This window comes from Kocuria sp. CPCC 205260 (assembly GCF_040981045.1).
Taxonomy (GTDB): domain Bacteria; phylum Actinomycetota; class Actinomycetes; order Actinomycetales; family Micrococcaceae; genus Kocuria; species Kocuria palustris.
The window spans coordinates 425,763-448,087 of record NZ_JAVKPT010000001.1 but is presented as its reverse complement, the minus strand read 5'-3'; the positions used below and the strand labels follow the sequence as shown (position 1 = coordinate 448,087).

Here is a 22,325-nt window from a genome sequence, read left to right as displayed (position 1 = left end):
CTTGCGAGCCTCTCACAAACCCGGGGCGATACACACCGCGTCGTTGGAGACCATCGAGCACCGGATCACCGCGCACCACGGCAACTACGCCGCTGCGCGAGAGAACTTCGACGACTCGCTGAAGCTGTTGTCCAACGCCGCCGACATCTACGAGTACGCCGACGACGCGAACCGGCGGCTCATCAATCAAGTGCTGTTCAAGGCGCTCTACATCGACGAGGACAACGACGTGCGCGTCGGCTGCCGGAACCCGTACGACGGGCTGAGCTGGACCGCCGAAGCGAAGAAAATGGGCCAGGTGAGAACCTCGACCAAGAGCGGACCCTTGGTCGAAAGTTCACACCTGACCCGTTTGGGGTGAGCGACGGGGGTTGAACCCGCGACCTCCTGGACCACAACCAGGCGCTCTGCCGACTGAGCTACGCCCACCAAGCTGCTCGCCACGGCCGGGCCGTCTCCGCAGGGGAGACGTTGTCAGCCGCTGAGCAACGCGGACTACTGTAACCCATTCCTGAGTCTTCCGCGCGCACGATGTCGATCTCGTCACGGGCAGATCGCACAGCCGCAGGGGCGGCGCGGGACCTCAGGCCTGCGGCTCGTCCTGGGAGCCGCTCTGCTCGGCCAGGCGCCGGGCCGCCACCACACGGGAGGCGGCTTCCTTGGCCTGCTCGGAGGAGGGGCCGGGGTCGTCCACGAACACGGCCTCGCGGAAGTAGCGCAGCTCGTCGATCGAGTCCTTGATATCGCCCAGGGCGCGGTGGTTGCCGGTCTTCTCCGGGGACTGGAAGTAGGCCCGGGGGAACCAGCGCCTGGACAGCTCCTTGATCGTGGAGACGTCGATGATCCGGTAGTGCAGGTGCTCCACGACCTCCGGCATGTCCCGGACCAGGAACGTGCGGTCGGTGCCCACGGAGTTGCCGGCCAGCGGTGCCTTTCCCGGCTCCGGAACCCATGTCCTGATGTAGTCGAGGACCTGCTGCTGGGCCTCCTCCATCGAGGTCCCCGACGGCAGCTCTTCCAGCAGGCCGGACTCGACGTGCATGTTCCGCACGAAGTCGCCCATCTGCTCGAGCGCGCCCTCCGGCGGCCGGATGACGACGTCCACGCCGTCGCCGAGCACGTTGAGCTGATCATCGGTGACGAGCACCGCGACCTCGATGAGGGCATCGTCCGTCAGGGACAGACCCGTCATCTCGCAGTCGATCCACACCATTCGTTCATTAGAGAGAGCCACGTCGGCCACTGTAGCCGCGGCGACGGACAGCCCAGCGCCTCCGTCGTGAGAAGTCCTCACTCATGGCGCGGCGGTAGGATGACGGCCACCGCGCCAGGCGCCCGCAGCATGACCGGGGCGCCTGGCCGACCGCCCGCAGACCGCCGTGAGGGGATCCGTGCCAGAGACGACCACCGAGCAGCCGCCCGAGCCGGCGGCCGACACCGCGACGACCCCGCCGCGCTCCGCGCGCGCAGAGCGGTCGATCCTGCGCTCCGTCGTCTTCGGGACTCTCGGATCCGTGCTGCTGATGATCGGCTCCTACGGGGTCGGCTGGCTGGCAGGGGTCTCCGAGCTGCGGCGCAGCCCCCTGGTGATCGAGCTGCGCTTCACCACACCGGGCGCGATCCTGTCGATCATCCTGGTGGCGATCGGATCCATGATGCTGGTGCGCGAGTGGTTCCGCCTGGGCCAGAAGCTGCAGGGGTGGGGGCCCGGATCCCGCAGGTGGGTCACCGCCGCGACCATCGCCTGGTCGGTGCCCATGGTCTTCTCGGTGCCGATCTTCAGCCGCGACGTCTACTCGTACATCGGGCAGGGCCGGGTGGCGGCTGCCGGGCTGAGCCCCTACGAGGCCGGCGTCTCCACGATCGAGAACTTCTTCCAGCTCGGTGCGGATCAGCTGTGGAGCGAGTCCCCTCCGCCGTACGGGCCGCTGTTCATCATGATGGAGCGGGCGATCGTCGGGATCACCGGCGCGGAGCCGGACTCGTCGGTGTTCCTGTTCCGCATCCTGTGCGTGCTGTCCGTGATGCTGCTGGCCTGGACCGTTCCCCGGCTGGCGCAGCGCCACGGGGTCGATCCCACGCGCGCCCTGTGGCTGTCGACGGCCAATCCGCTGCTGCTGGTGAACTTCATCCTGGCCGTGCACAACGACGCCATCATGACCGCGCTGGCGCTTCTCGGCGTGCTGGTCGCGGCCACGTGGCGCGACTGGCGCGGGGGACTGGCAGGCACGGCCCTGGTGGTCCTGTCGATCGGCATCAAGCCGATCACGGTGGTGCTGCTGCCGTTCATCGGGCTCCTGTGGGCCGGGCGCGGGGCGTCGTGGCCGCGGAAGTTCCTCATCTGGTTCCTGACGCTGGCCTGGGCCATCGCCGTGATGGCTGCGCTGGGCTGGATGTCCGGCTTCGGCTGGGGCTGGATCGAGGGCCTGTCGACTACAGGTACCTCGTTCATCTGGTACGCCCCGATCGGCCTGCTGGGCGTGGTGATCGGGGGAATCGCCGGGCTGTTCGGCGGCGACGCGGGGGCCGCCAGGGGCTTCGTGCACTCGGCCGGTCAGGCGCTGGCGGTGCCGATCATCCTGTGGCTGATGTTCACGGGCCGCGACGAGCGGGTGGTGCGGCGCATGACGCTGGCCTTCGCGGCGATCGTCGTGTTCTCACCCATGATCCAGGCCTGGTACGTGGTGTGGCTGATCCCGTTCTTCGCGGTGACCGGCATCCGCCCGGACTGGCAGGCCGACGTCCTGCTCTTCCTGACCGTGTTCTTCATGATCTACGCGATCTCGGACCAGCTCGACGTCTTCCCGTACCTCGACATCGACCTGGGATCCGGCCGCACCATCGCCGCGGTGATCGGCGTGGCGTACGGGGCGTACCTCTGGTTCCTGGACCCCTCCACCCGACGCAGCCGGCGGACGCGCAGCATCGACCCGAATCAGCCCGTGGTGATCTGAGGGCTCAGGAACCGTTCTGCGCGTCCCAGGGATCGACGACGGGGACGCCCAGGGGCATGGAGTCCCTGACAGTGCGCGAGACGATCCATGTGCGACCGGCAGGGTCCCCGCGCCTGAACGTCCGCCGTGAGCGCGTGAGCCTACGGCAGCTCCGGTTGGTGACGGATATGCACGCCATCAGCGCGGATGGCGTGCATATCTGTCACCAACCGCCTGCTCGCCGACTCGCCGCGAGAAGAGGCTGAGCCGCGACATCGTCTGTCAACGATGTCGCGACTCAGGACAGAAGTGCCCCGGGAGGGATTCGAACCCCCGACCAAGAGATTAGGCTCGTTGAGCCCCGCCATTGTGCCCCTGACCTGCCCATTCACCGGGCTGACCTGCGACAACGCTGCTTCAGACTTGCTCAAATGAGCTCAGCAACTCTCGGAAAAGCTCGATGCTGTGGGTCAGTTTATGGGTCAGTTCTGTGCCTGCCCTGCCGGGCTCACTCGTCCTGAGGATCCGGCTCAGCCTCGTCCTCATCATCGTCCATCAGCCCGACCTCGCGCAGCGTGCGCAGGTGCTCGGTCAGCACGGTGGCATCGGCCAGCGACGTGTACGACGACCGGTTGACCGCCACGCTGTGACCCAGGTGCGCAGCGCGCATCGCCACTGGCAGCTCCTGGAGCATCGTGTTCAGCGTGCCCCGCCAGATGTGCGTGCGTCGCTCGTGCAGGTAGGGCAGATCCAGCTGCTCGGCGAGCTCGTCGTAGAGGTTGCGGATCGCTTCGTCGCGCTGGCGCTTGTCCCAGAGACCCTCCGGTCGAGCCGGCGAGCCGAAGACAGGCCAGCCGTACGGGATCGCTGAGCCGCGCTCCAGCAGGCGCTGCTCGACCCGAGCATCCCCGACACCGATCGAACGAGGCTTCTTCGTCTTCGAGATCTCCTTGGTCACGTTGATGATCAGCCGGCCGTGGCTGTCCGCGACCATCTCTTTGCCCCAACGCAGCCGCGAGGCCTCGTTCACGCGCAGCGCCGTCGTGGCCTGCAGCAGCGTCAGGTCGATCACCGTGGCGCGACGCGCGATCCGATCCGCCAGCGTGTACATCCCGCGCTTGGGTGCCTCGATGCCCTCGGCCGGGTCGATGCTCAGCAGGTGGTCCAGCACCTGGTTCCACTGCTGGAAGTCCAGCACCAGCAGGGGCCGCTCCTCGACTTCAGTCACCGTGTTCAGCCGTCGACCCAGCAGAGGATTCGCCGTGATGAGGTTGTCGCGCATCATCTGCTCGAGCACGTAGAGCGAGACGACCGTGCGCGTCTGGTGCCGAGTCTCGCGACCATGCAGCACCTCCATCTCATCGAGCATCTTCTCCACGCTGCGAAACTCGCGAGCCGTGCCGATCGTCTGTCCCTTGAAGCTGTGCTGCGTGCCGTGGTCAGCAGCGCACTCGCCTTTCATGTAACGGAGCACCTGCAGATATCGATCCTCTGTCCGCTTTCTCCGACGGGCCCGCATTATCGCCGGCTTGGCCACCAGATCGAGGTAATCGACCATCAGATCCGAGGTCGACCAGTGCCCTGTCGAGAAGTCACGGATCATCTTCTCGGCCTTCTGCTGGGCATTGCGACGAGCCGCGCCTTTCGTCTTTCCCTGAGAGCGCTTCTTGATCAGCTGTCCATCCGGCATCTTGATGTACCAGGACAGCATCCACACGCCATCGGCGTTCTTGACCGCCTGCACGCGGTTGATCGTCGTCTCGCCCTCGCTGAGTCCTGCCACGTCAGCCCGCCTCTTCTCGTCGTGCCGCCAGTCCTGCTGAGCCGGTGCCGGCATCAGCGTCGCTCGATCCTAGCCATCGTCAGCGCCTCATGTCGCCCGTGAGCGCCCTAATGCTCTCAGAACCTCTCGCGAGTTGCTTGTCGAGAGGGCATGAGAGACCTATGCTTGTCCTGCACGCGCACAGCCGGTCGCGTCGCAACGCACAGGCCTCTCGAGTCATCGGGACAGGCTGTTGAGAACCCGAAGGTGAGCAGTCATGACCCGATCGCCCCAGACGCAGATCGACCCGCGGCGCGGGATCTCCGAGCAGCTCGACGAGATCATGGCTCGACTCGACCAGCAGGCCTCGGGGGCACCGACCAAGGCCGCGCTGTCGGCCGCTGAGGCCGCTGAGTACATCGGCTTCGGGGTCTCGACCATGCGTCGCTGGCGCGCTGAGGGAGTCGGGCCCAACTACGTCCAGCACGGCTCCTCGATCGTCTACCGCGTCAAGGACCTCGACGCCTGGCTGCGCGCGCACCTGGTCTCCTCGCGCTGAACAGCAGCCCGACTTGAAGCACCTCATCGGCCCGTCTGCGGATTCCGCAGACGGGCTGCTTCGTTCGTGCAGTCCTGACAGATCAGGCGAAACGTCGTGCGCTCTGCTCTACGATCCGGAGCATGCGTTCCACCTCTTCCCACACCCCGGACACCTCGAAACCTGCATCACGGACCCCTGCGCGCAAGCCGGCGAAGTCCGTGAAGACCACGACGGCCGATGTCCAGTCCGAGCAGCCGGTCCCGTCTTCTTCGCCGGTCGAGGCCACGACGCTGGCTGTGGCCGATGCCGTGCGCCAGTACCGGCGCACCCTGCAGCTCAGCCGCGATGAGCTCTCCGGCCAGATGGCCTCCTACGACCACCCGATCAGCCCCCGGCGTCTGCGCCAGATCGAAGATGCCGAGGTCCCTGCCACCGTCGATGACCTCGTGGCGCTGAGCTTCGCGCTCGACGTGACGCCCACGGTGCTGCTGGGCCACCTGCCGATCAACACGCCGGGTCCGGAGCAGCCGCTGGGATCCGGGCTGCCGGAGGACCTGAGCTACCTCGAGTTCCAGCAGTGGCTGCGCGGGGAGACCAGCTTGGATCAGCCCACGCGCCTGGCCTGGTATCAGGACAAGCGCTTCCGGCTGCGGATCCGCTGGGATCACGTGGAGGACCAGCTCGAGGCGGCCCGCGATGAGCTCCAGGATCTGGCGGTCGTGCACGAGGACGAGCTCGATGTCGCCCGGGTGGCCTATCTCCAGCAGCTCGTGCCGGAACTGGAGCTGCTCTTCGACGAGACGGAGCGCGGTCTGCGGGTGCTCGAGCACCAGATCGAAGTCCTCTCCGGCCGCGGCTGAGACTCGCTCGAGAATGCGCAGGAAGAGAATCTGTCTGCGTATTCCGCAGTTCTCTGGTTGAATGTTCCTGAAGTGGCAGGACAACTATGGATCGATCAGGCCAGCTCCGGCCCCCGGGTGTCCTCGCGAGAGGACTCTGCTCGGGTCGGGGGAGTCTGCTGGAGATGGGGCCGGGACGCTGGAAACAGCGGCGAGGTCCTGATCCGATTACACGATCCGCAGTTTCGATTCACGAACATCATCAACCGATAGAAAGAGCACATCATGAACACCACCAGGACCGCGACCCAGCGGATCCGCCGCACCGCCGCTGGTCTCGTCCTGGGCGGTGCACTCATGTCTCTGGCTGCCTGCGGCGGCTCGAGCACCACCGAGGCCAGCGGCTCCAGCTCTGACACCAGCTCGCAGGCCGGCCCCGTCCAGGGCATCTTCCAGGGCGAGGACCGTTCCGAGCCGATCTACCTGCAGATCGACGGTGATCAGGCGATCCTCACGCGCTCGGCGCTGCAGGACGAGGATCCCTACGAGACGACCGAGGCTGCCGAGGCCGGCGAGTTCGATCAGAACGCCGACTACATCGACGACATCGGGACCATCAACGACGATCAGACCGCCATCGTCTGGCAGAGCGGCGACGATTCGACGCTGAGCCTCGACGACAGCATGGCCGTGCTCGACGACGATCCGATGCTGCCCTTCGACTCGGACCAGGCCAAGGCCCAGCGCGACGAGCAGCTCAACGACTGAGCCTGCGCTGAGATCCTCAGCGCGCACGACAAGAGCCCCGTGGGAGATCCCACGGGGCTCTTGCTTTCTCACCGATCAGCGACGACGCATCTGACCGGGACGACGACCGCCGTTCTTCGGCTGAGTCGCACCACCGGCAGCACCACCGGTGCGCGGAGCCGGGGACTGCCGCGGGGCCGGAGTCGCGCCACCCGTGCGCGGTGCCGATCCGCTGGTGCGCGGAGCCGGTGCCTGAGGACGTGCCGGTGCCTGGCGCGGAGCCGGAGTCGCACCACCCGTGCGCGGGGCCGGTGCCTGAGGACGTGCTGGTGCCGATCCCGAGCGCTGCGGTGCAGCCTTCGGTGCCGGAGCCGAACCCGAGCGCGGAGCGACCGGGGTCGAAACCTGACCTCGAGGCGTTCCCTTGACGCTGCGGCCCAAGCGGGATCCATCGGCGGTGTAGTTCTCCACACCCGTCGCGGCTCCCTTCACGCCCGGCTGGGAGACCCGGTGCTTCCCAGAGTCGCTGGCAGCACCGTTGGTCGGCTGGCTCGAAGCGCCCTTTGCACTGCCGCGACCGGTGGAACCAGCAGCCTTGCCGGCCGCCGCCCCGACACCTGCAGCAGCCCCGACACCTGCAGCCGCGGCAGCACCGGCACCGGCACCGGCACCGATACCAGCACCGGGCTTGGAGCCGGTGTTGATCCCGGTTCCCACGCCCAGCCCTGCCGTGCTCGCAGCACCGGGAGCCCCGTTGCCGCGATCGACGTCCATGCCGAAGCGCCCGCCGTTGCGGGAGCCGTTGTTGGACCCGGCAGCACCTTCAGCACCAGCGCCAGCACCAGCACCGCCGTTGACGGCCACAGAGCCGCCGGCCGCACGATCCTTGGAGCTCAGCGCCGAACCGGACTCGCCGGTGGCATCCAAACCATCAGCACCGCCGACGCCGGAGGCCTCAGCCGAGGCACCGTCGCGACCCATGCCAGCGGTGCCGTCGGCACCGCCCACAGCGAAGCCTGCACCGGCCGAACCGTGCGCACGCTCACCGGCAGCACCAGCAGCGCCGGAGCCGCCGGAGGCACCCTCGGTGCCCTCAGCGCTCTGACCCGTACCGGCTGCGCCCTCGGTGCCTGCACCGTCGACGCCCATGCCGGCCTGACCGCGAGGACCGCTCGTGGAGCTTCCGGAAGCACCGGAGGAGCCCGAGCCGCCCTCGGAGCCGGCCTCGCCGTCAGCGCCGACGTGGTTCGGCCCGAAGCCGTAGTTCGTCAGGCCGCCCTGGGACTGCAGACGATCCGCGGCCGCACGATCGGCAGCCGGCGAGTCGCCCTGTGCACCCTGGGTGCCCTCGGCACCGGCACCATCAGCCCCATCGGAAGAAGCACCCGTCAGGGCACGACCACCGGGGCCCTTGCCGCCGCCGGGGCCGCCGGGTCCGGTGCCGCCCTCGATGGCACCACCGGCAGCGCCGGGCGAACCCTTCGAACCGCCGCCCAGACCACCAGCTGCACCGCCAGTGAGAGCGCCGGCCGCACCGGCGGAACCCAGTCCACGACCGCCGCCGTTGAGGCCGCCGGTGTTGGATCCGCCGCCGACGCCGCCCATGCGGGTGGAGCCGCCGCCGCTGGGGCGACCGCCGCCGGAGCGACCCGAGCCGCCGCCGTTGAGACGCGAACCGGCAGCTGCCGCACCGGCAGCACCCAGACCGCTGCCCACGGCCTGCGGGATGCCCGTGCCGCCGCCGAGCTGACCAGCCCCGGTGGGTGCGGCCTCAGTCTCCATGAAGCGGTTGACATACTTGGTGACCTGCTCATCGATGACCGTGAGCACCACCTTGCGAGCCCGCATCAGCGCGAAGGCGATCACCAGGATGAAAAGCGTCGAGAGCAGCGTCAGCACGACGATCGCCACAGTGCCCAGGATCCGGCTGCCCAGCAGCGACCCGTTGCCCAGGAAGCTGGACATCGGCCCCGTGATCAGCGAGGGCAGCACCAGGATGATCTCGGAGACGAACTGGTACAGGAACAGCGTCACCAGGACCTCGAGGATCAGCACGGTCGCGTAGATGACCAGCTTGGCGATCTGGCCCAGCGAGCCCAACGTCGCGAGCGGAATCGCGCCCACCAGCCCGATCACGCGCTTGATCGCTCCGAAGAGCATCCCGAAGGCGTAGGAGAAGCCCAGCAGGACGATGACGCCGAGGATCACCACGGTGTTGGACCAGAAGGTCACCTTGACCGGACCGGTGCCGACCTGCGAGACCGCCATGTGGTTCTCACGGGTGAACCCGCTGGTCGCGTTGTTGGAGCTGTACATCGTCATCGCATCCGGACCGAAGCCGGTGTTCAGGTAGTTGTACATGGCCAGCGGCGCGAGGTTGCACGCGGCCGCGTTGCCGTCCTCATCGACCACCTGGAAGTGGCAGGACCGACGCGCAGCGTCCGAGGTCGTGAACTCGTAGACGGACGAGCTGCCGTCATCAGCCTCGACCAGCTCGGCCTGCAGTCCCTCGCCCGGAGCCACGGAGATCACCGGGTGCTCGTTCGGCTTGACCGGATCACCCTTCTTGCCCAGGTCCTTGACGTCGCCGTAGCTGCCGGAGTCGTCGAACCAGGCCTGCTTGTCCTTGTCCTTGACGGTATCGGTGCGGGTGATCTCGGACTTCACGCCCGACTCGAAGTCGGCGGCCGAGACCTCGGTGCCGCTGATGTAGTTGTTCAGAAGCCCCAGCACCGCCAGGATCGAACCGGCGTCAGAGCCCTGCGTGGCATCGTCCTCGGCCACAGCACCGCTGAAGTCGCCGGTGCCGGAGTTCCAGGCCTCATCGGCAGACGTGCCGGACTCGCCGACCTGGATCTGCGAGAACTCCGAGTTCGAGGCCGCGTTGATGGCCAGGGCCGTCGTGCGCGCGTTCATCATCGACGAGGCCCCGGCCTCCTGACCGGACCAGGAGATGTCTGCATTCTCGGGGATCGCCAGGCGCTGATTCATCGCCCAGTCCTCGAAGTCCACGTAGGTCGAGAGCACCACGCGCGTGGGCCCGGAGTGCTGACCGAACATCGAGTCGTCGAACTGGTTCAGCACCGACGTATAGAGCGAGCCGATCAGCGGCAGACCCAGCCCGATGAACAGCAGGCGGATGGCCAGCTTCTTGAGCAGCGACCCGCGGTTCGACTTCTTGAGCACGACCAGCGAGAAGATCAGCACCGCCACGAACAGCGGCACCATCAGCTGCCAGGCCATGTCGTTGAGCAGCCCGTACCAGCTGCCGACCCAGATCTGGATGTGACCCAGGATCGACTGCGAGCTCTGCGGGGCACCGTCCATCATGCCCAGAGCCATCTCCTTCTGGGCCTCGATCGAGTCCGCCGAGCCGTCGCCAGCACTCATGATCCCGGTGTAGAACCAGCCGAACGGATTGAGCAGCTTCAGGAGCTGGATGACGACCCAGAACGTCGTGCTGATCGCCAGCGCCAGGGCGTAGAGGATCCACACGATCGATCCGGAGATCATCGCCATCATGCTGCCGCCGATGCCGCTGGACATGCTGTCCAGGCCCAGGGAGTTGTTGGCCGCACCGAAGTGGGCGTAGTCCAGCATGCCGGAGTAGTTGGCGTCCGAGTTCGCCTCAGCCGGGGTCACGAAGGTCTCGTAGCGCACCGACTGCGAGGAGCCGGAGACCTCGTTGAAGGCCCAGCCGACGGCATCGCCGAGGCTGAAGTCCGGGTCGGCATAGCCGAGCATCGAACCGCCGTCGGCCGCCGAGTCGGTGACCTCGCCCCAGTTCTTGGCCAGATCGCCCTTGCCGACCGGGCTGTTCTCCTGAGCGAAGTAGCTCGAGGCGTTTGAGGCCAGCTGGTAGAGCGAGTAGTTGTCGGCCTCCTCGTCATCCTTGGCGGCCGAAGCCGGTGTGATCGACAACACCATCGGCACGATCAGCAGCGCCATGAGCAGCACCACAAGCACACGCACGAGAAGGGGCCTCGTGGCCCCGTCTCGCGTCTTCAATCCGAGTCCGCTCAGCGGGCTCCGGGCGATCATCTCAGTCATCGCAGTCTCTCGAGTAGTGGTGGACATCTCAGTTCACGGTGGACCCGTGCGAGGCAGCCGACCGCGCTGCCGAAGTGGTGGCCGGCTGCGAGGAGCTGCCCTGCCTGGCCTTGTCGGCCCGGTTCAGACCCAGGCCTCGCCCAGAGCTCTGTCCGGGCCGGTTCTTCTGCTGACTCGAGTCCTGCGCCACAGCTGCGGCCGCCTTCTCGTCCTTGCGCAGCAGCGACTTGCGCCGAGCCGCGCGCACAGCGGCCTGACGCTCTCGGGCCGCCACGTACGTCGGATCCGCCATGGACTCGTTCATGACCGAGCTGCGTCGGGCTCCGGGCTCCATGTGCTGATCCAGGGCCGCCTCGGCGCGGGCCTTCTCCATCGCCTCCTGCGCCTGACGCGCCAGCTTCCGCCGATCCGCCTCGCGGTGCGGGTTGATGCCCAGCGCGAGGTCGGTGTGGAAGACGATGTTCTGCTTGCCGCGGCGCAGGAAGGTCAGGCCCTCACCGCGACGCACGACGAGGTTGTGCAGATCCGGGGGCAGCACCTGGTGCAGCAGCTTCTGGTACTTCTCCACGATCGGCTCGCGCATCGGGCCCAGAACCGTGTAGTCGGCCGCGTCGAAGGTGTTGAAGTCCTGGTCGTCGAGCATCTTGCCGACATCGTTGTAGCTGTAGACCACGCGCCCGCCCCGGCTGTACAGGTGCGCCAGCTGGTCGCCCACGTACTTCTTCACGCCGTCGTCGATGTGCTCTGCGCCGTGGATGATCACCACGTCGCCCTCGCCCAGCGTGGAGACCGCGAAGCCCAGGACGTTGACGAACTGCGCCATCGCCAGACCCTTGCCGCGGCGGATCAGCTTGGAGAACTCGTAGATCACGCGCTGGGCGTCATTGACCCCATCGATCGCCGCTGTCGTCGGCTTGTTGAACAGCTCGCCGTTGGAGTTGAGCATCATGTTCGAGATCGAGATCAGCACGTTGTAAGCGCGCAGCTGGTCCGGGTCGTTGTCCGAAGCGGCCATCAGTCGCTTGCGGGCCACGTTCAGGTACGAGATGAACATCTCCAGGCGCGGCACGTCCTGGTGCGGGATCCCGACCACGCGCAGCTTGTGGCGGTTCTCCTGCGCGTTGTAGCGCCACATGCCCTGGTCGACGTAGAAGTCGGTCAGCGACTCCTCGAGCGCGCCGCGGATGATCGTGCGCACCGAGCCGTCGGTGTCCTCGTGGAGCTGCTCGTACATCAGCTTGAGCTTCTCCATCTGGACCGAGAAGATCGCCAGCTCCTCCTCCTTGTCGCCGAACATCTCGAACATGTTCACGTCGCCGGTGGACATGTCCACGCGCGAGGTCAGCCGGGAGAACTTCGGCCCGAGCTTGTCGAGATCGGCTCCGTCCAGCACCAGGTGCACAACGCGGTGATTGTTCAGCAGCGCGGCCTGCGAGATCTTCGAGCACCACATGTTCGACACGCGCTGGCGCTCGAGGTAGAGGCTCATGGCCTCGTCGGCGATCACCGTGTGGTGATCGAAGCCGTCGACCTCGAACAGCACGGCGGAGTTGTTCAGGTCGCCGACCATCTCGCCGACGAACTCGCCGGCCTTGTCGTTGATGCCGTTGGTCACCAGCGAGTACGACCCGGCCAGCTCCGTGGAGGTGAAGTGGAAGCCGCGGCCGCGCTTCTTGTCGTTGGGCTTGAGCAGTCCGCCGAGCTCATCGCGCTGCAGGCCCGTGTAGGCCGCCGTGGTGATCGTGGCGAAGCGCTCGGTGTAGAGCTGGCTCAGCCGCTCCAGCGACTCCTCGAGGATCTCCAGGGTCGGGGCCTTGAGCATGATCCGGTTGTGCACGTGCAGATACGTCGCTCCGTTGCGCAGCTCGGAGGCGATGACCTCCATGTCCTGAGCGACCTTCGAGGTCTTCTGCTTGGAGGACCGGGTGCCGGCGTCGGCCTGCTCCTTGGCGTCGAGCACGTCCAGGCGCTCGGCCATCTTCTCGTGCTGCTTGACCCAGGACTCGTCCATGCGCCGGGTCTGCTCGAAGACCACAGCGGTCACGTCGTGGTGCAGCCCGTCCGGCACGCGATCCACGCCCCAGAAGCTGGCGAAGCCGTCGTCGGCCGCCTCGCGGTGGAAGAAGGCCAGCACGCAGGCGAAGCTGTCGTCGACCTTGTAGTAGTCCGAGTGGAAGACGTAGCCCTCCTTCGGCTTGATCGCCAGCAGGTGCGGGTAGTTCTCGAACGCCCCGGTCAGCTCTCGCTCACGGGCGCGACGAGCCCGCCAGCCGCGCAGGCCCTTCAGCTCGGTCGCCGGCGTCTCCTCGTCCTCGGAACCGGCCTCAGCACCGACAGCCGTGGAGCCGCCGGAGGTCTCACCCGCACCCGCGGTGGTCTTCTCCTTCGCGGCCCGGGCCTTGCGACGCATGCCGGTCACCCGGGCCATGCGATCTCGCAGCGACCCGCCCCGGTTCGAGGTACCGATGGTCTCCTCGATCTCCGAGGCGTCCACGCTGTCCTTGAAGAGCGCGTCGATCGAGGCGTCCACCTCGTCGTAGGTCGTGCGGTTGGTCGTCGCCTCGGTCTCGTCCCCGGTGCCGACCGAGCCCGTGGTCTTCGGGCCGGAGCTCGTGATCAGTGCCATATCGCTTTCGTCCTGTCCGTTCTGGTGTCTGTGGTGATCGCTCAGCTGGCCGGCGGCTGGGCCATCTCGCTGCGGGCCAGCTCGTTCTGCAGCTGGCTCTTGGCACGCTCGGCCGGGGTGCGCCCATAGCCGTAGCTGTTGAAGACCGATCCGCCGCCGGAGCCCTGGAAGAAGGTCTGCAGCAGGGGCACGACCTCGGTGCGATCCTGCAGCTGGATGTCGCGCAGCATCAGCGTGGAGGCCTGGGCCTCGGACTCGAAGACCTTCTGGGCCCGCAGCAGCGCGTCCGCCGAGTCGCCGCGCACGAGCATGTACTGGTGCAGGGAGCTGAACTTCGTGCCGACGTGATCGACGAGGATGTCGTAGCTCTCGTTCTGCAGCCCGATCAGATCCGGATCCCGGTTGACCAGCTCGCGGTTGCGGCGCTCGAGGTTCGCCAGCTGGTGATGGATCCGCTGGGGCTCCTTGGTCGTGATCGTCAGCCACTCGCTGGACACGTCGGCCTTGCGCCAGTACGAGTCGTTGCGGTCGATGATCTCGATCCGGTCGTCGTCGAAGAGCAGGTAGGACGCCGAGCCGACGACGCGGTAGATCACGGCCTTGGCCCCGCCGTAGAAGCTGATCGTGCCGTCCTCATCGATCCCGTCGATGCCGCCGGAGACCGAGTAGAACGGCGTCGGCGAGGAGGTCGTGCGCGTGATCACGTGCCGGGCCTTGTGCGGCAGGTAGGCCAGGATTGAGGGAACCTGCGAGATCACCAGGTCCTTCGTCTTGGTGACCCGGCCCATGTAGAGCAGCACGAGCACGCCCCAGATCACGAAGAGGACCACCAGCCAGGTGGCCGCGCTGCCCACGAAGGTCACCCGCACGATCCAGACCAGCGCCATGGCTCCCAAGAAGATGAACAGCAGCTGCTTGACCGGGGTCTCCGGCAGCGACGGATTGACGTGGATCCCATGGTCCAGCGGGGACCGGTTCAGACTTGCCGGAATGCCATAGCGTTCCTTCGCCATGTCGCCGCCCTTCTGCGCTTCTCGTTCTCACCGAAATCTCCCTCAGAGATGAGGGCACTTGTAGAGAAGACTACCGCACAAAGGCCTCTCGAGACGAGACTCGAGAGGCCTTGACGGGTGAGATGTCCAAGACGCGCACGAAGGCCTCTGCCGATGCGGCAGAGGCCTTCGCCGTGTGACGATCTCACGAGCCGGATCGACTCGTCATCGCAGGTCAGTTCTGATCAGGGATCACTTGCCGAAGGTCGGGACCAGCTTCTTGCGTCCCTTCTCCTGCTTCCACTGCACCGTCGCCTCGAAGCGCTTCTTCGTCTTGCTCGAGACGAAATCGCTGGCCTTGACCTTCTGCCCGGCGACCAGCTTCTTGTACTCGGCATCCGAGAACTCGTGATTGCACCACGACTTGGGCGGAGCGTCCGGATTGCCGAAGTCCGGGATGATCTTGTGCTGATCGGCATCCCAGGTGACCTCGGCCGAGAAGGTCTTCTTCGTCCGGGCCGACACGAAATCGTCGATCTTCAGCTTCTGCCCGGCCAGCAGGGCCGTCACCTCGTCGTCGGTGAACGTGTGACTGCACCACTGCGTCGGCTTGTCCGGCATCTTGCGCACGAAGCCCACGTAGACCCGGCCCTTGAAGGTGTTCAGCCCCAGCGAACCGGTGGCCACGTAGGGCTTGTCCTGCTTCGAGACGGCATCGAAGGTGATCTCCTCGCCGGCCAGCAGCTTCTGGATCTCCTCGTCGGTGAACTCGTGGCTGGAGTAGATCCGCTTGAAGCTCACCTTCTGCGGGCCCTCCGGATGCGCCTGCCACACACCGGTGGCCCGGGCCGTGACCGGCGTCCTGGTCAGCCCGAGCTCGCTGCGCAGGGTGTCCGCATTGCGCTGCATGGTCTCGATGTCCTCGCGCACCCAACCGGCGACGTCGCCCAGCAGCTGATCCGCCGAGGCCGAGCCGTCGGCGACCGCGCGCATGTTCGCGTAGACCTGCTCGGTCAGCGTGAGATTCCCGATGTGTGTGTCCGGCAGCAGCCGCCAGTTCAGGTCCCCAGCCTCGGCCAGGGTCAACTTGCGGCCCTTCTCGATCAGCAGCGGGTACTTCGCCTTCTCGTTGGTGATCTCCGCGTACGTCGAGGTCCGCGTGGCACCGGTGCCCACGTCGCGCTTGGCCAGCTGCTTCATCAGCCAGCGCATCGAGGGATGCTCCGGGCGCACGTTCGCGCCCTCGTGCACGAACGGATCGGCGCTGGTGCCCAGCCCGGAGGCGGCCTCCTGCTCGGCGTCCTCCTCGGGCTCCTCACCGGCGTCGGGATCGAAGACCAGCTTCCAGCCCTGCTCCTTGGGCACGTTGGTCTGGCCCAGGAACGCCGGGTAGGTCTCCAGGTGGCCCTTCTGCTGCTCGTAGGTGTAGTCCTCGGCCAGCATCGCCAGGTAGTTGCGACCCAGCGTCTCGTAGATCAGCCGGCCGGTGACCCCGTACGTCGACTCGAGGCTCTGCAGCGAATCGGGGACATTCGGGCCCGGGCGGTTCGCGCCGTGGGCACCCTGGGACTTCACGTGCGTAGTCCGGGCCGTGCGATGCGTCAGCAGGGCCGGATCCACTCCGACCAGGGCCGCAATCTGGTCCACCTTCGGGGCGAGCTCGTCGAACTGGGCCGGGGTGATCGTCTTGTCGTCCGTGCGCGGGTAGCTGACAACACCAGCTTCGTACATCTTCTGGTACGTCGAGAGCACGAGCTTGGCCTTCACACCCTTGCCCTGCAGCTGCGTCGACAGGCTCGCCAGATCCAGCAGCTTCGGGGGAGCGGTGGACTTCATGGTCGCCGAGTCCTTCACGACCGGCGAGCTCGAGTAGCTGGAGGGCACCTGATCAGCCGCGTCGAAGCGCGGCTCCTCCGGGTTCGTGTAGACGACGCCGTTCTCATCCTTGAAGCGGTTCTGGAAGAACGGCTTGCGCACGTAGTCGTTGTGAGCCTTGAGCTGATCGCCGACCAGCTTCACATCCGCGGACTTGAGCCGGCCGTTGCGCAGCACGAGATCCCGACCGGACTCTCGAGCCATCGTCGTGGCCACGCGGGTGAACTGGATCGTGAGCATGTCCAGCATCGCCCGGTAGCGCGCCTTCTGGTACTCGTCGAAGGAGGCCAGCGAGGCGATCTGCATGCGCGAGCGGAAGGCCTTCTGCAGCGAGGAAGCCTCCTCGTCGGTGAAGTACATGCGCGAGAGCTGCTTCGACTCCAGGCCGAGCTCGCTGATGATGTTGCCGGCGATCATCCCGCCCTCGCCGGTCGGGTCCACGTCAGTAGCGATGACGATCTCGTCGCAGCTGCCCAGATCCCGTCGCAGCGAGATCAGCAGGTCCTTGGTGTCCTTGATCGGCACCAGATGCCAGTCCAGCTCCTGGGGATCCCACGGCAGGTTCTGCAGGTCCCACAGCTTGTACTTGGACTCCAGAGACGGGTCCTTGACCATCTCGTGCGGCTCGGCGAACTCGTAGAGGTGACCCCGGGCCGAGACGATCTTGTAGTCCGTGCCCTCGAAGTTGCCCGAGGTGCCGCCCAGGGCGGTCGCGAACTTGCGCGCCGCGGAGGGCTTCTCGGTCAGAATGCCGACGGTCATGATGCCGTCCTCTCAGTAGTCGACTCGTTTATGAACGAGAGTCTATCCGAGAGACGACTCGGAGAGGCGAGTCGAGCCCAGCATTCCATGACATAATCGAGTCATGACCCATGCTCCGCCGCCTGCTCCTGCTGATGACGCCGATCCTGCTGCTGAGGCGCGTGTCCTCGACGTCCTGGATTGGCTCGAGCTGCCCGAGACGGATCCGGAGCCCGTGCAGCGCTGGGACCAGCAGGCGGCGGCCCTGTCACCGCCGGACTGCGAGCCCACGAGAAGAGGCTCTCGTGGGAGACTCGTCCGATGACGAGCTCCTCAGATCCGCACGAGCCCTCGAACCCAGTCCCTGCGATCTTCCTGATCCGCGCCGAGAACGCTCTGCTGGAAGCCGGGCTCAGCGAGGCCGACCCGCAGCCGCTGGCGCAGTGGGCAGCAGATCAAGTCGCGCAGCATCCTCGCGATGAGCGCGCCGTCGGCGTGCTCGTGTGCGCCGACGGCGCTGTGCTGACACAGACCAGCAGTGATCGGCGCTCGGGCACTGATCCGTTCCTGGTGCCCATCGGCGACGAGCAGCTGTCCCTGCGCTTCGCACTGCCGATGATCGCCCAGGACCTGGGCCGGGCTGTCGCGCACGTGCGCTCCTATCAGGTCTGCGAGGGGTCCGCCGTGAGGCATCCGGACTCGCAGCTGCACATCGGCAGCCAGGACTGAACAGCAGAGACTCTGAACATGACCGAGGCCCGCCAGGATCACTCCTGGCGGGCCTCGGTCGCACAGATCAGCAGCATCCCGTCAGCTGTTCGTGACAGGAGTCAGGGATGCGGCAAGCGCATCAGCCTCCTGTGCTGTCTTCCTCGCAGCCTCCATCGCCCGCTTGTCGGTCCCGGTGGCCAGGCCCGCGCTGCCGCAGCCAGCAGAAGCCCTGATTGGAGCCGGTCTCGCGCTACGGTGGCCCCACGACCACCGAAAGGCAGGACCACCATGCTCATCTATGACTCGATCGAGACCGCTAACGAGGCCGAGAGCCTGCAGATCCGCCCCAGCGGCACCCCCGGCAGCAGCGAGATCCACGAAGCTGACTGGGGCTACCGTCTGCGCGGCCACGGCATGCCCGGCGGTCGCGACGGCGGCTGGCTGCTGACCTTCCAGTACACGCAGTCCGCGCCGGCTGGCACGCTGATCGCCTACGAGATCCGCGACGATGAGCGCACCGGGCGAGTGGGCATCGTGCGCCGAGACTGGCAGCGCGCCGACGATCAGCTTCACCTCGATGCCACGAAACTGCAGCTGTCCCAGCCGTGGCAGGGCGCGAACATGCAGCCCGGGGGAGAGGCTGACCTCGAGGAGATCGACGAGCTGCTGCCGGGTCAGAAGCTCTGAGCATGGCCAAGGCCCGCCAGGAACGATCCTGGCGGGCCTTGGTCGTCCACGTCAGCAGCGGTTCATCAGCTGCTCTTGGCAGAACTCAGATCCGCCGCAAGCGCATCAGCCTCCCGCGCCGTCTGCGTCGCCGCCTCCAACGCCCGTTTGTCGGTCAGAGATGTCGTGTAGATGGTCTTGCCCGAAGAAAGCTTCACCTCGTAGACGTCCCCTCTGCTGCTGCGGCTCCTGCCGAACATGCGAGATAGGAGCTTGCGGGACACGGGCTTCTGCCACCGCCCCTTGCCCTGCACTTCCTCCTGGCCGCTCATGAGCCTCAGCATATGACCCGACCATCGAGACTCAGCCTCCGATCGTCACGGCAGCCCGGGCCTGCAGCACGGCCAGCACAGCGAACAGCGCCTCGAGGTCCACGCGCTGATCCTTGACCGGCTCCTCGAGCTCCTTGAGCCGGATCGGGCGGATGCCAGCGGCCGCGGCGACCTGCTTGCGAGTGGCCGCACCTCGACGCTTCACCAGGAAGTCGGCCAGTGCCTGCGGGTCCTGCAGCACCCGCAGCTGCTCGGCCTCTCCGATCCGGGAGTGACCGATGTGCAGATGCCGGCAGTGGCTGCACCGATACCAGTTCGTCGAGGGGTCATCCCGGATCCGGTCCGGGATCTCCTGCCCGCAGCGATATCGGCGCTTGAAGACCCAGGTCCCGTCGCGCTGGGTCCTGCACTCCCGCGGTGCCTCGTCCGGCCGATCCGCCGGTGCCGGCACACCGGCACAGCGCGCACTGCAGTAGAGCCCGTCCAGCACCGGATCCGTGACATGCACGCCCAGGCCTCCTCGACAGCTCGCGCAGCGGCGGCGCTGCGGGTAGACCAGCTTCGTCCCGGTGCTCATCGCTTGCGCCCCTCTCGGTCCTTCTCGCGCTGCAGCTGGGTCTTGACCTGGTGCCGCGATCGATCGCGCAGCCCGATGACCGACTGCTCGGAGACGTCGATGTCCATCGAGCTGTGCTGACCGCGCAGCAGGTTGTCCTGCTTGTCGACGATCGCGAACGCCTGCATGTGCTCGATGGTCGCCGTCGTGGAGATGATCCGACGCTGGTTCGACTCCAGCCGGGCCAGCCGGCGGTCGCGCACCGTCTCGCGAGTGGCCATGTGCTCGAAGGCGCTCACCAGGGCCGCCTGCAGCGGGTCCGTGCGACGGAACAGCTGCACCGCCATCGCCGTGGAGTCATCCAGGTCCTCGAGCTTCAGGTCGTTGACCTGCAACCGGGCGAACAGCAGCGCGGTGACCAGAGCCGCCTGGGACAGCTTGGTTGCGAACAGCTCAGCCTCGCCGCGGCGATGTCCGGCCGAGATCGCGGCCTCGGTGATCGTGGTGCGCAGCGCCTGCGAGAACACCTCCGGCATCGCCCGGACCTGCATCTGCGATCCGCTGTGGCCGGCGACCTTGAAGCCGGTGACCGGCAGCAGCGACGAGCGCCCGGCGGCCGCGTCCTGGGCGGCTGCCAGCGCCTCCTCGACCGCCGTGTCGACGTCCTGGTCCTCAGGATCCGCAGCGACGGCTTCAGCGCTGAAGTCCTCCTCGGCCGACTCGGAGCCAGCCTCCGCCGGCTCGTCATCCGGAAGGTCGTCGCCCTCATCGTCCCAACCGGCCCCTTGAGCGGCCTGCTGCTGCTCATCCGTCTCGGCTTCAGCGTCCTGGGACACCGACAGCGCGGCCTTCAGAGCCCACTCGTGCTCCTGCTCGGCTGCATCCGAGGCAGTGCTCGAGGCCGCAGCCGGGTAAGCAGCCGTCGAGGCGGAGCCGCCGGTGCGATGCGCGCTGAGCAGATCGTTGAGCGCCGAGTCGGCCTCGTCCTCGGCATCGAAGTCGAGCCCGTCCAGATCCAGATCAGACACGCAGCTCACCGTCCTCCGGAGCATCCAGCAGGTCCGAGGAGCCGCGGGTCATGCCCGTGAACATCTCGATCATCTGCAGGACCAGCCGCTCCAGGTTCGCCAAGCCCTCGGTATTGGCCTTCACGAGATCCATCAGCTGCAGCAGCCGGGCCTGCTCCAGGGTCGGCAGGTCGTAATCCTGGTTCTCGCGCTTGATCTTCTCGAGCACCGCCTCGGAGACGTACTCGCCCAGAGAGTTGAAACCGCGTTTGTCCGCCCAATACTGCGCGCGGGCCTTGTCGTGATCGGCCAGGCGCACGAAGACCCCCGGTCGCTGCGAGACCACTCGTCGGTTCGGCCCCGTCACCGGACCAGTGGACGGGCCGCCCCCGGATCCGCCCCTGGTCTTCGTCTCGATCGTCATCTGAGATGACACCTTCTTCCCGCATTCGGCGCTGATATGCGCTTTCGACTCATGTTCAAGTACATCCTACGATGCTCTATCGAATTATGAGGCAAAAGACCTCTGCGAGACACGCTCGAAAGCCCTCTGGCTGCTGGTGGATCCGTCCTGATCCCGCATAGGATCCAGAGCGAGTCGGCAGGATCGTCCCCCCAGGAGACTGGATCGGCCGACTCGCAGGACCGGCAGCCCGAGTGGATCCCCTGTTCTCACCCTGGCTCGGTCTGCTGGAAGGGCACGTGTCGGTCTGCCCAGCCGACGCTGCCGCTGATGAAGAAAGACCGCATCCCGGATCTGTGCCGAGCCGGATGCGCGGCCGGCGATGACTCGCACTCGAGGTGCAGAGTCATCGCCGGCTTTCTCTTCGCCCAAGCCTCAGTCGTTCGAACTCGCTGAGGCAGAGGCCGTCGCGGCATCATCCGGAGCCGCCGCCAGCTCCGTCTCGGCCGCATCCGTGCAGGACACCATCTGGTCCGTGAAGCCGTCCGACTCCCAGATGGCCCGGTCGCCGTCGTTGAGGTGATCCGCGATCGAACCGGTGCCCAGCGGCGCGCCGCCGGCGATGAAGCGCAGGCCGTCGTCGGAGAGACCGGCTCCGAAGATCGTCTGCGAGAAGCAGTCCGCGCTGCGTTCGTAGACCTTCTTCTGGTGCTCGTCCACGGCAAAGGAGCCGAACATCGAGATCACCCCGCGGCGCAGCGCGCCGGAGTCCTGGATCTTCTGATCCTCATCAATCTCCACGACCGGCTTCGTGTTCGGCTTCTTCGCCGCCGTCTCGTCGTCGGCCGGCTCATCATCAGCAGTCGAGGAAGCGCCGGCAGCTGAAGGCGCAGCTGAAGCATCGGCCCCGGAGGTGATCTCCAAGAGGCAGTCGTCGGTGGACTGGCGCAGGTCGCTGGAGAGCATCGTGTAGCGATCCTCGTCGGGCATCGACTGGATCACGGAGCCAAGATCCTGCGAGCCATCCGTGTCCAGGATCAGCTGCTGGGCCTTCTCGCTGATCTGCGCGTCGTTGACGGCCTGCTCGAGGCACTGGCCGACCTCCGGCTGATTCTGCGGATCATCGCCGGCCGGCACGTAGAGCTGCGCCAGAGCCTGCGCCATCGTGACCGGCTCCTGCGTGGCCGTCTCCGTGGATCCATCGGCTGCCGTGTCGTCCTGACCAGAGCCGCAGCCGGTCAGCAGCACAGCCCCCAGCAGGGCCATTGCGCCCAGTCGCAGCCCTGGTCTCGTCATCGTGCGGGTCATCGTGCAGTCCCCTCTTGTCTCGGCGTCTTCGCGCGTATCCGCTAGAGGCCTCTCACGTCGTTTTCTCCTGGCTTTCGAGACTAGACTACTCGACAACGACTCTGGGAGAGGGCTCTCATGCGGGTCAGTCATCCGGTGTCAGGTGCTCAGCGCGCAGCTGGCGCTGCGCGGATCAACGGAGTTGATCCTGGCGGATTCAGGACACGACAGACGTGTCCGGCAGGTGCTGGTTCAGC

The 22,325-nt window shown here is 66.7% G+C and carries 18 protein-coding genes and 1 tRNA gene; 7 read left to right on the top strand and 12 right to left on the bottom strand.

Going from position 1 to position 22,325, the window contains the following annotated elements; translation table 11 throughout:
* Positions 1–43: 43 nt before the first annotated feature.
* Positions 44–361: a hypothetical protein gene (locus tag RF645_RS01965; RefSeq protein WP_235586743.1), complete on the top strand. Its 318-nt coding sequence runs from the start codon at positions 44–46 to the stop codon at positions 359–361.
* Here the strand turns inward: RF645_RS01965 and RF645_RS01960 are convergent.
* Positions 354–429: transfer RNA gene (locus RF645_RS01960), tRNA-His, on the bottom strand. The two genes, RF645_RS01965 and RF645_RS01960, sit on opposite strands and share 8 nt — an antisense overlap.
* 154 nt (positions 430–583) lie before the next feature.
* A complete protein-coding gene (orn, locus tag RF645_RS01955) occupies positions 584–1,213 on the bottom strand; it encodes an oligoribonuclease (protein WP_058871189.1) in 630 nt (209 codons plus the stop codon).
* A gap of 178 nt (positions 1,214–1,391) precedes the next feature.
* On the opposite strand from orn, the gene mptB reads away from it, so the two are divergent.
* Positions 1,392–2,954 (top strand): polyprenol phosphomannose-dependent alpha 1,6 mannosyltransferase MptB, encoded by a 1,563-nt coding sequence (mptB, locus tag RF645_RS01950; RefSeq protein ID WP_058871188.1) that lies wholly within the window; start codon positions 1,392–1,394, stop codon positions 2,952–2,954.
* Between the two features lie 487 nt (positions 2,955–3,441).
* Here mptB and RF645_RS01945 read toward each other — a convergent pair whose 3' ends face one another.
* Positions 3,442–4,716 carry a hypothetical protein gene (locus RF645_RS01945; RefSeq protein WP_368818514.1) on the bottom strand — a complete coding sequence of 425 codons (1,275 nt, stop codon included), beginning with the start codon at positions 4,714–4,716 and terminating at the stop codon, positions 3,442–3,444.
* 256 nt (positions 4,717–4,972) lie between these two features.
* On the opposite strand from RF645_RS01945, the gene RF645_RS01940 reads away from it, so the two are divergent.
* The 3 genes from RF645_RS01940 to RF645_RS01930 all read left to right on the top strand — a co-directional run bounded on the left by RF645_RS01940 (position 4,973) and on the right by RF645_RS01930 (position 6,843).
* A complete protein-coding gene (locus RF645_RS01940; protein ID WP_278855660.1) occupies positions 4,973–5,254 on the top strand; it encodes a helix-turn-helix domain-containing protein in 282 nt (93 codons plus the stop codon).
* Positions 5,255–5,376: 122 nt separating this feature from the next.
* Positions 5,377–6,096 (top strand): helix-turn-helix domain-containing protein, encoded by a 720-nt coding sequence (locus RF645_RS01935; RefSeq protein WP_368818513.1) that lies wholly within the window; start codon positions 5,377–5,379, stop codon positions 6,094–6,096.
* A 264-nt stretch (positions 6,097–6,360) separates the two neighbouring features.
* Complete coding sequence (locus RF645_RS01930; protein WP_058871185.1) at positions 6,361–6,843, top strand: hypothetical protein; 483 nt, start codon at positions 6,361–6,363, stop codon at positions 6,841–6,843.
* A 75-nt stretch (positions 6,844–6,918) separates the two neighbouring features.
* On the opposite strand, the gene RF645_RS01925 is transcribed toward RF645_RS01930, so the two are convergent.
* The 4 genes from RF645_RS01925 to RF645_RS01910 form a co-directional block, all read right to left on the bottom strand.
* Entirely contained in the window at positions 6,919–10,794 is a 3,876-nt protein-coding gene (locus tag RF645_RS01925; RefSeq protein ID WP_368818512.1) for a hypothetical protein, read from the bottom strand.
* A gap of 106 nt (positions 10,795–10,900) precedes the next feature.
* Positions 10,901–13,498 carry a hypothetical protein gene (locus RF645_RS01920; protein WP_368818511.1) on the bottom strand — a complete coding sequence of 866 codons (2,598 nt, stop codon included), beginning with the start codon at positions 13,496–13,498 and terminating at the stop codon, positions 10,901–10,903.
* Positions 13,499–13,539: 41 nt separating this feature from the next.
* Positions 13,540–14,511 carry a hypothetical protein gene (locus RF645_RS01915; RefSeq protein WP_201023873.1) on the bottom strand — a complete coding sequence of 324 codons (972 nt, stop codon included), beginning with the start codon at positions 14,509–14,511 and terminating at the stop codon, positions 13,540–13,542.
* 231 nt (positions 14,512–14,742) lie between these two features.
* A complete protein-coding gene (locus RF645_RS01910; RefSeq protein ID WP_368818510.1) occupies positions 14,743–17,127 on the bottom strand; it encodes a DNA topoisomerase in 2,385 nt (794 codons plus the stop codon).
* A gap of 300 nt (positions 17,128–17,427) precedes the next feature.
* Between RF645_RS01910 and RF645_RS01905 the strand changes: the two genes are divergently transcribed.
* A complete protein-coding gene (locus tag RF645_RS01905; RefSeq protein ID WP_368818509.1) occupies positions 17,428–17,835 on the top strand; it encodes a hypothetical protein in 408 nt (135 codons plus the stop codon).
* 270 nt (positions 17,836–18,105) lie between these two features.
* Positions 18,106–18,504: a hypothetical protein gene (locus RF645_RS01900; protein ID WP_368818508.1), complete on the top strand. Its 399-nt coding sequence runs from the start codon at positions 18,106–18,108 to the stop codon at positions 18,502–18,504.
* Between the two features lie 65 nt (positions 18,505–18,569).
* On the opposite strand, the gene RF645_RS01895 is transcribed toward RF645_RS01900, so the two are convergent.
* The 5 genes from RF645_RS01895 to RF645_RS01875 all read right to left on the bottom strand — a co-directional run bounded on the left by RF645_RS01895 (position 18,570) and on the right by RF645_RS01875 (position 22,089).
* Positions 18,570–18,815 (bottom strand): hypothetical protein, encoded by a 246-nt coding sequence (locus RF645_RS01895; RefSeq protein ID WP_368818507.1) that lies wholly within the window; start codon positions 18,813–18,815, stop codon positions 18,570–18,572.
* A 31-nt stretch (positions 18,816–18,846) separates the two neighbouring features.
* Positions 18,847–19,392 (bottom strand): hypothetical protein, encoded by a 546-nt coding sequence (locus RF645_RS01890; RefSeq protein ID WP_350870581.1) that lies wholly within the window; start codon positions 19,390–19,392, stop codon positions 18,847–18,849.
* The gene (locus RF645_RS01885) at positions 19,389–20,399 is read right to left on the bottom strand and encodes a hypothetical protein (protein WP_368818506.1); all 1,011 of its coding nucleotides are present in this window, start codon (positions 20,397–20,399) and stop codon (positions 19,389–19,391) included. The genes RF645_RS01890 and RF645_RS01885 overlap by 4 nt, the downstream gene beginning before the upstream one ends.
* A complete protein-coding gene (locus RF645_RS01880) occupies positions 20,392–20,802 on the bottom strand; it encodes a hypothetical protein (RefSeq protein ID WP_350870578.1) in 411 nt (136 codons plus the stop codon). The genes RF645_RS01885 and RF645_RS01880 overlap by 8 nt, the downstream gene beginning before the upstream one ends.
* A gap of 414 nt (positions 20,803–21,216) precedes the next feature.
* Positions 21,217–22,089, bottom strand: coding sequence for a hypothetical protein (locus tag RF645_RS01875; protein WP_368818505.1), 873 nt, complete (start codon positions 22,087–22,089; stop codon positions 21,217–21,219).
* Between the last annotated feature and the right edge of the window lie 236 nt (positions 22,090–22,325).

Coding starts and splice junctions, on each gene's coding strand:
- RF645_RS01890 (WP_350870581.1), bottom strand. CDS start 19,392: ATGAGCACCGGGACGAAGCTGGTCTACCCGCAGCGCCGCCGCTGCGCG.
- RF645_RS01935 (WP_368818513.1), top strand. CDS start 5,377: ATGCGTTCCACCTCTTCCCACACCCCGGACACCTCGAAACCTGCATCA.
- RF645_RS01905 (WP_368818509.1), top strand. CDS start 17,428: ATGACGAGCTCCTCAGATCCGCACGAGCCCTCGAACCCAGTCCCTGCG.
- RF645_RS01920 (WP_368818511.1), bottom strand. CDS start 13,498: ATGGCACTGATCACGAGCTCCGGCCCGAAGACCACGGGCTCGGTCGGC.
- RF645_RS01910 (WP_368818510.1), bottom strand. CDS start 17,127: ATGACCGTCGGCATTCTGACCGAGAAGCCCTCCGCGGCGCGCAAGTTC.
- RF645_RS01875 (WP_368818505.1), bottom strand. CDS start 22,089: ATGACCCGCACGATGACGAGACCAGGGCTGCGACTGGGCGCAATGGCC.
- RF645_RS01895 (WP_368818507.1), bottom strand. CDS start 18,815: ATGAGCGGCCAGGAGGAAGTGCAGGGCAAGGGGCGGTGGCAGAAGCCC.
- RF645_RS01880 (WP_350870578.1), bottom strand. CDS start 20,802: ATGACGATCGAGACGAAGACCAGGGGCGGATCCGGGGGCGGCCCGTCC.
- RF645_RS01915 (WP_201023873.1), bottom strand. CDS start 14,511: ATGGCGAAGGAACGCTATGGCATTCCGGCAAGTCTGAACCGGTCCCCG.
- RF645_RS01930 (WP_058871185.1), top strand. CDS start 6,361: ATGAACACCACCAGGACCGCGACCCAGCGGATCCGCCGCACCGCCGCT.
- RF645_RS01940 (WP_278855660.1), top strand. CDS start 4,973: ATGACCCGATCGCCCCAGACGCAGATCGACCCGCGGCGCGGGATCTCC.
- orn (WP_058871189.1), bottom strand. CDS start 1,213: ATGGTGTGGATCGACTGCGAGATGACGGGTCTGTCCCTGACGGACGAT.
- RF645_RS01900 (WP_368818508.1), top strand. CDS start 18,106: ATGCTCATCTATGACTCGATCGAGACCGCTAACGAGGCCGAGAGCCTG.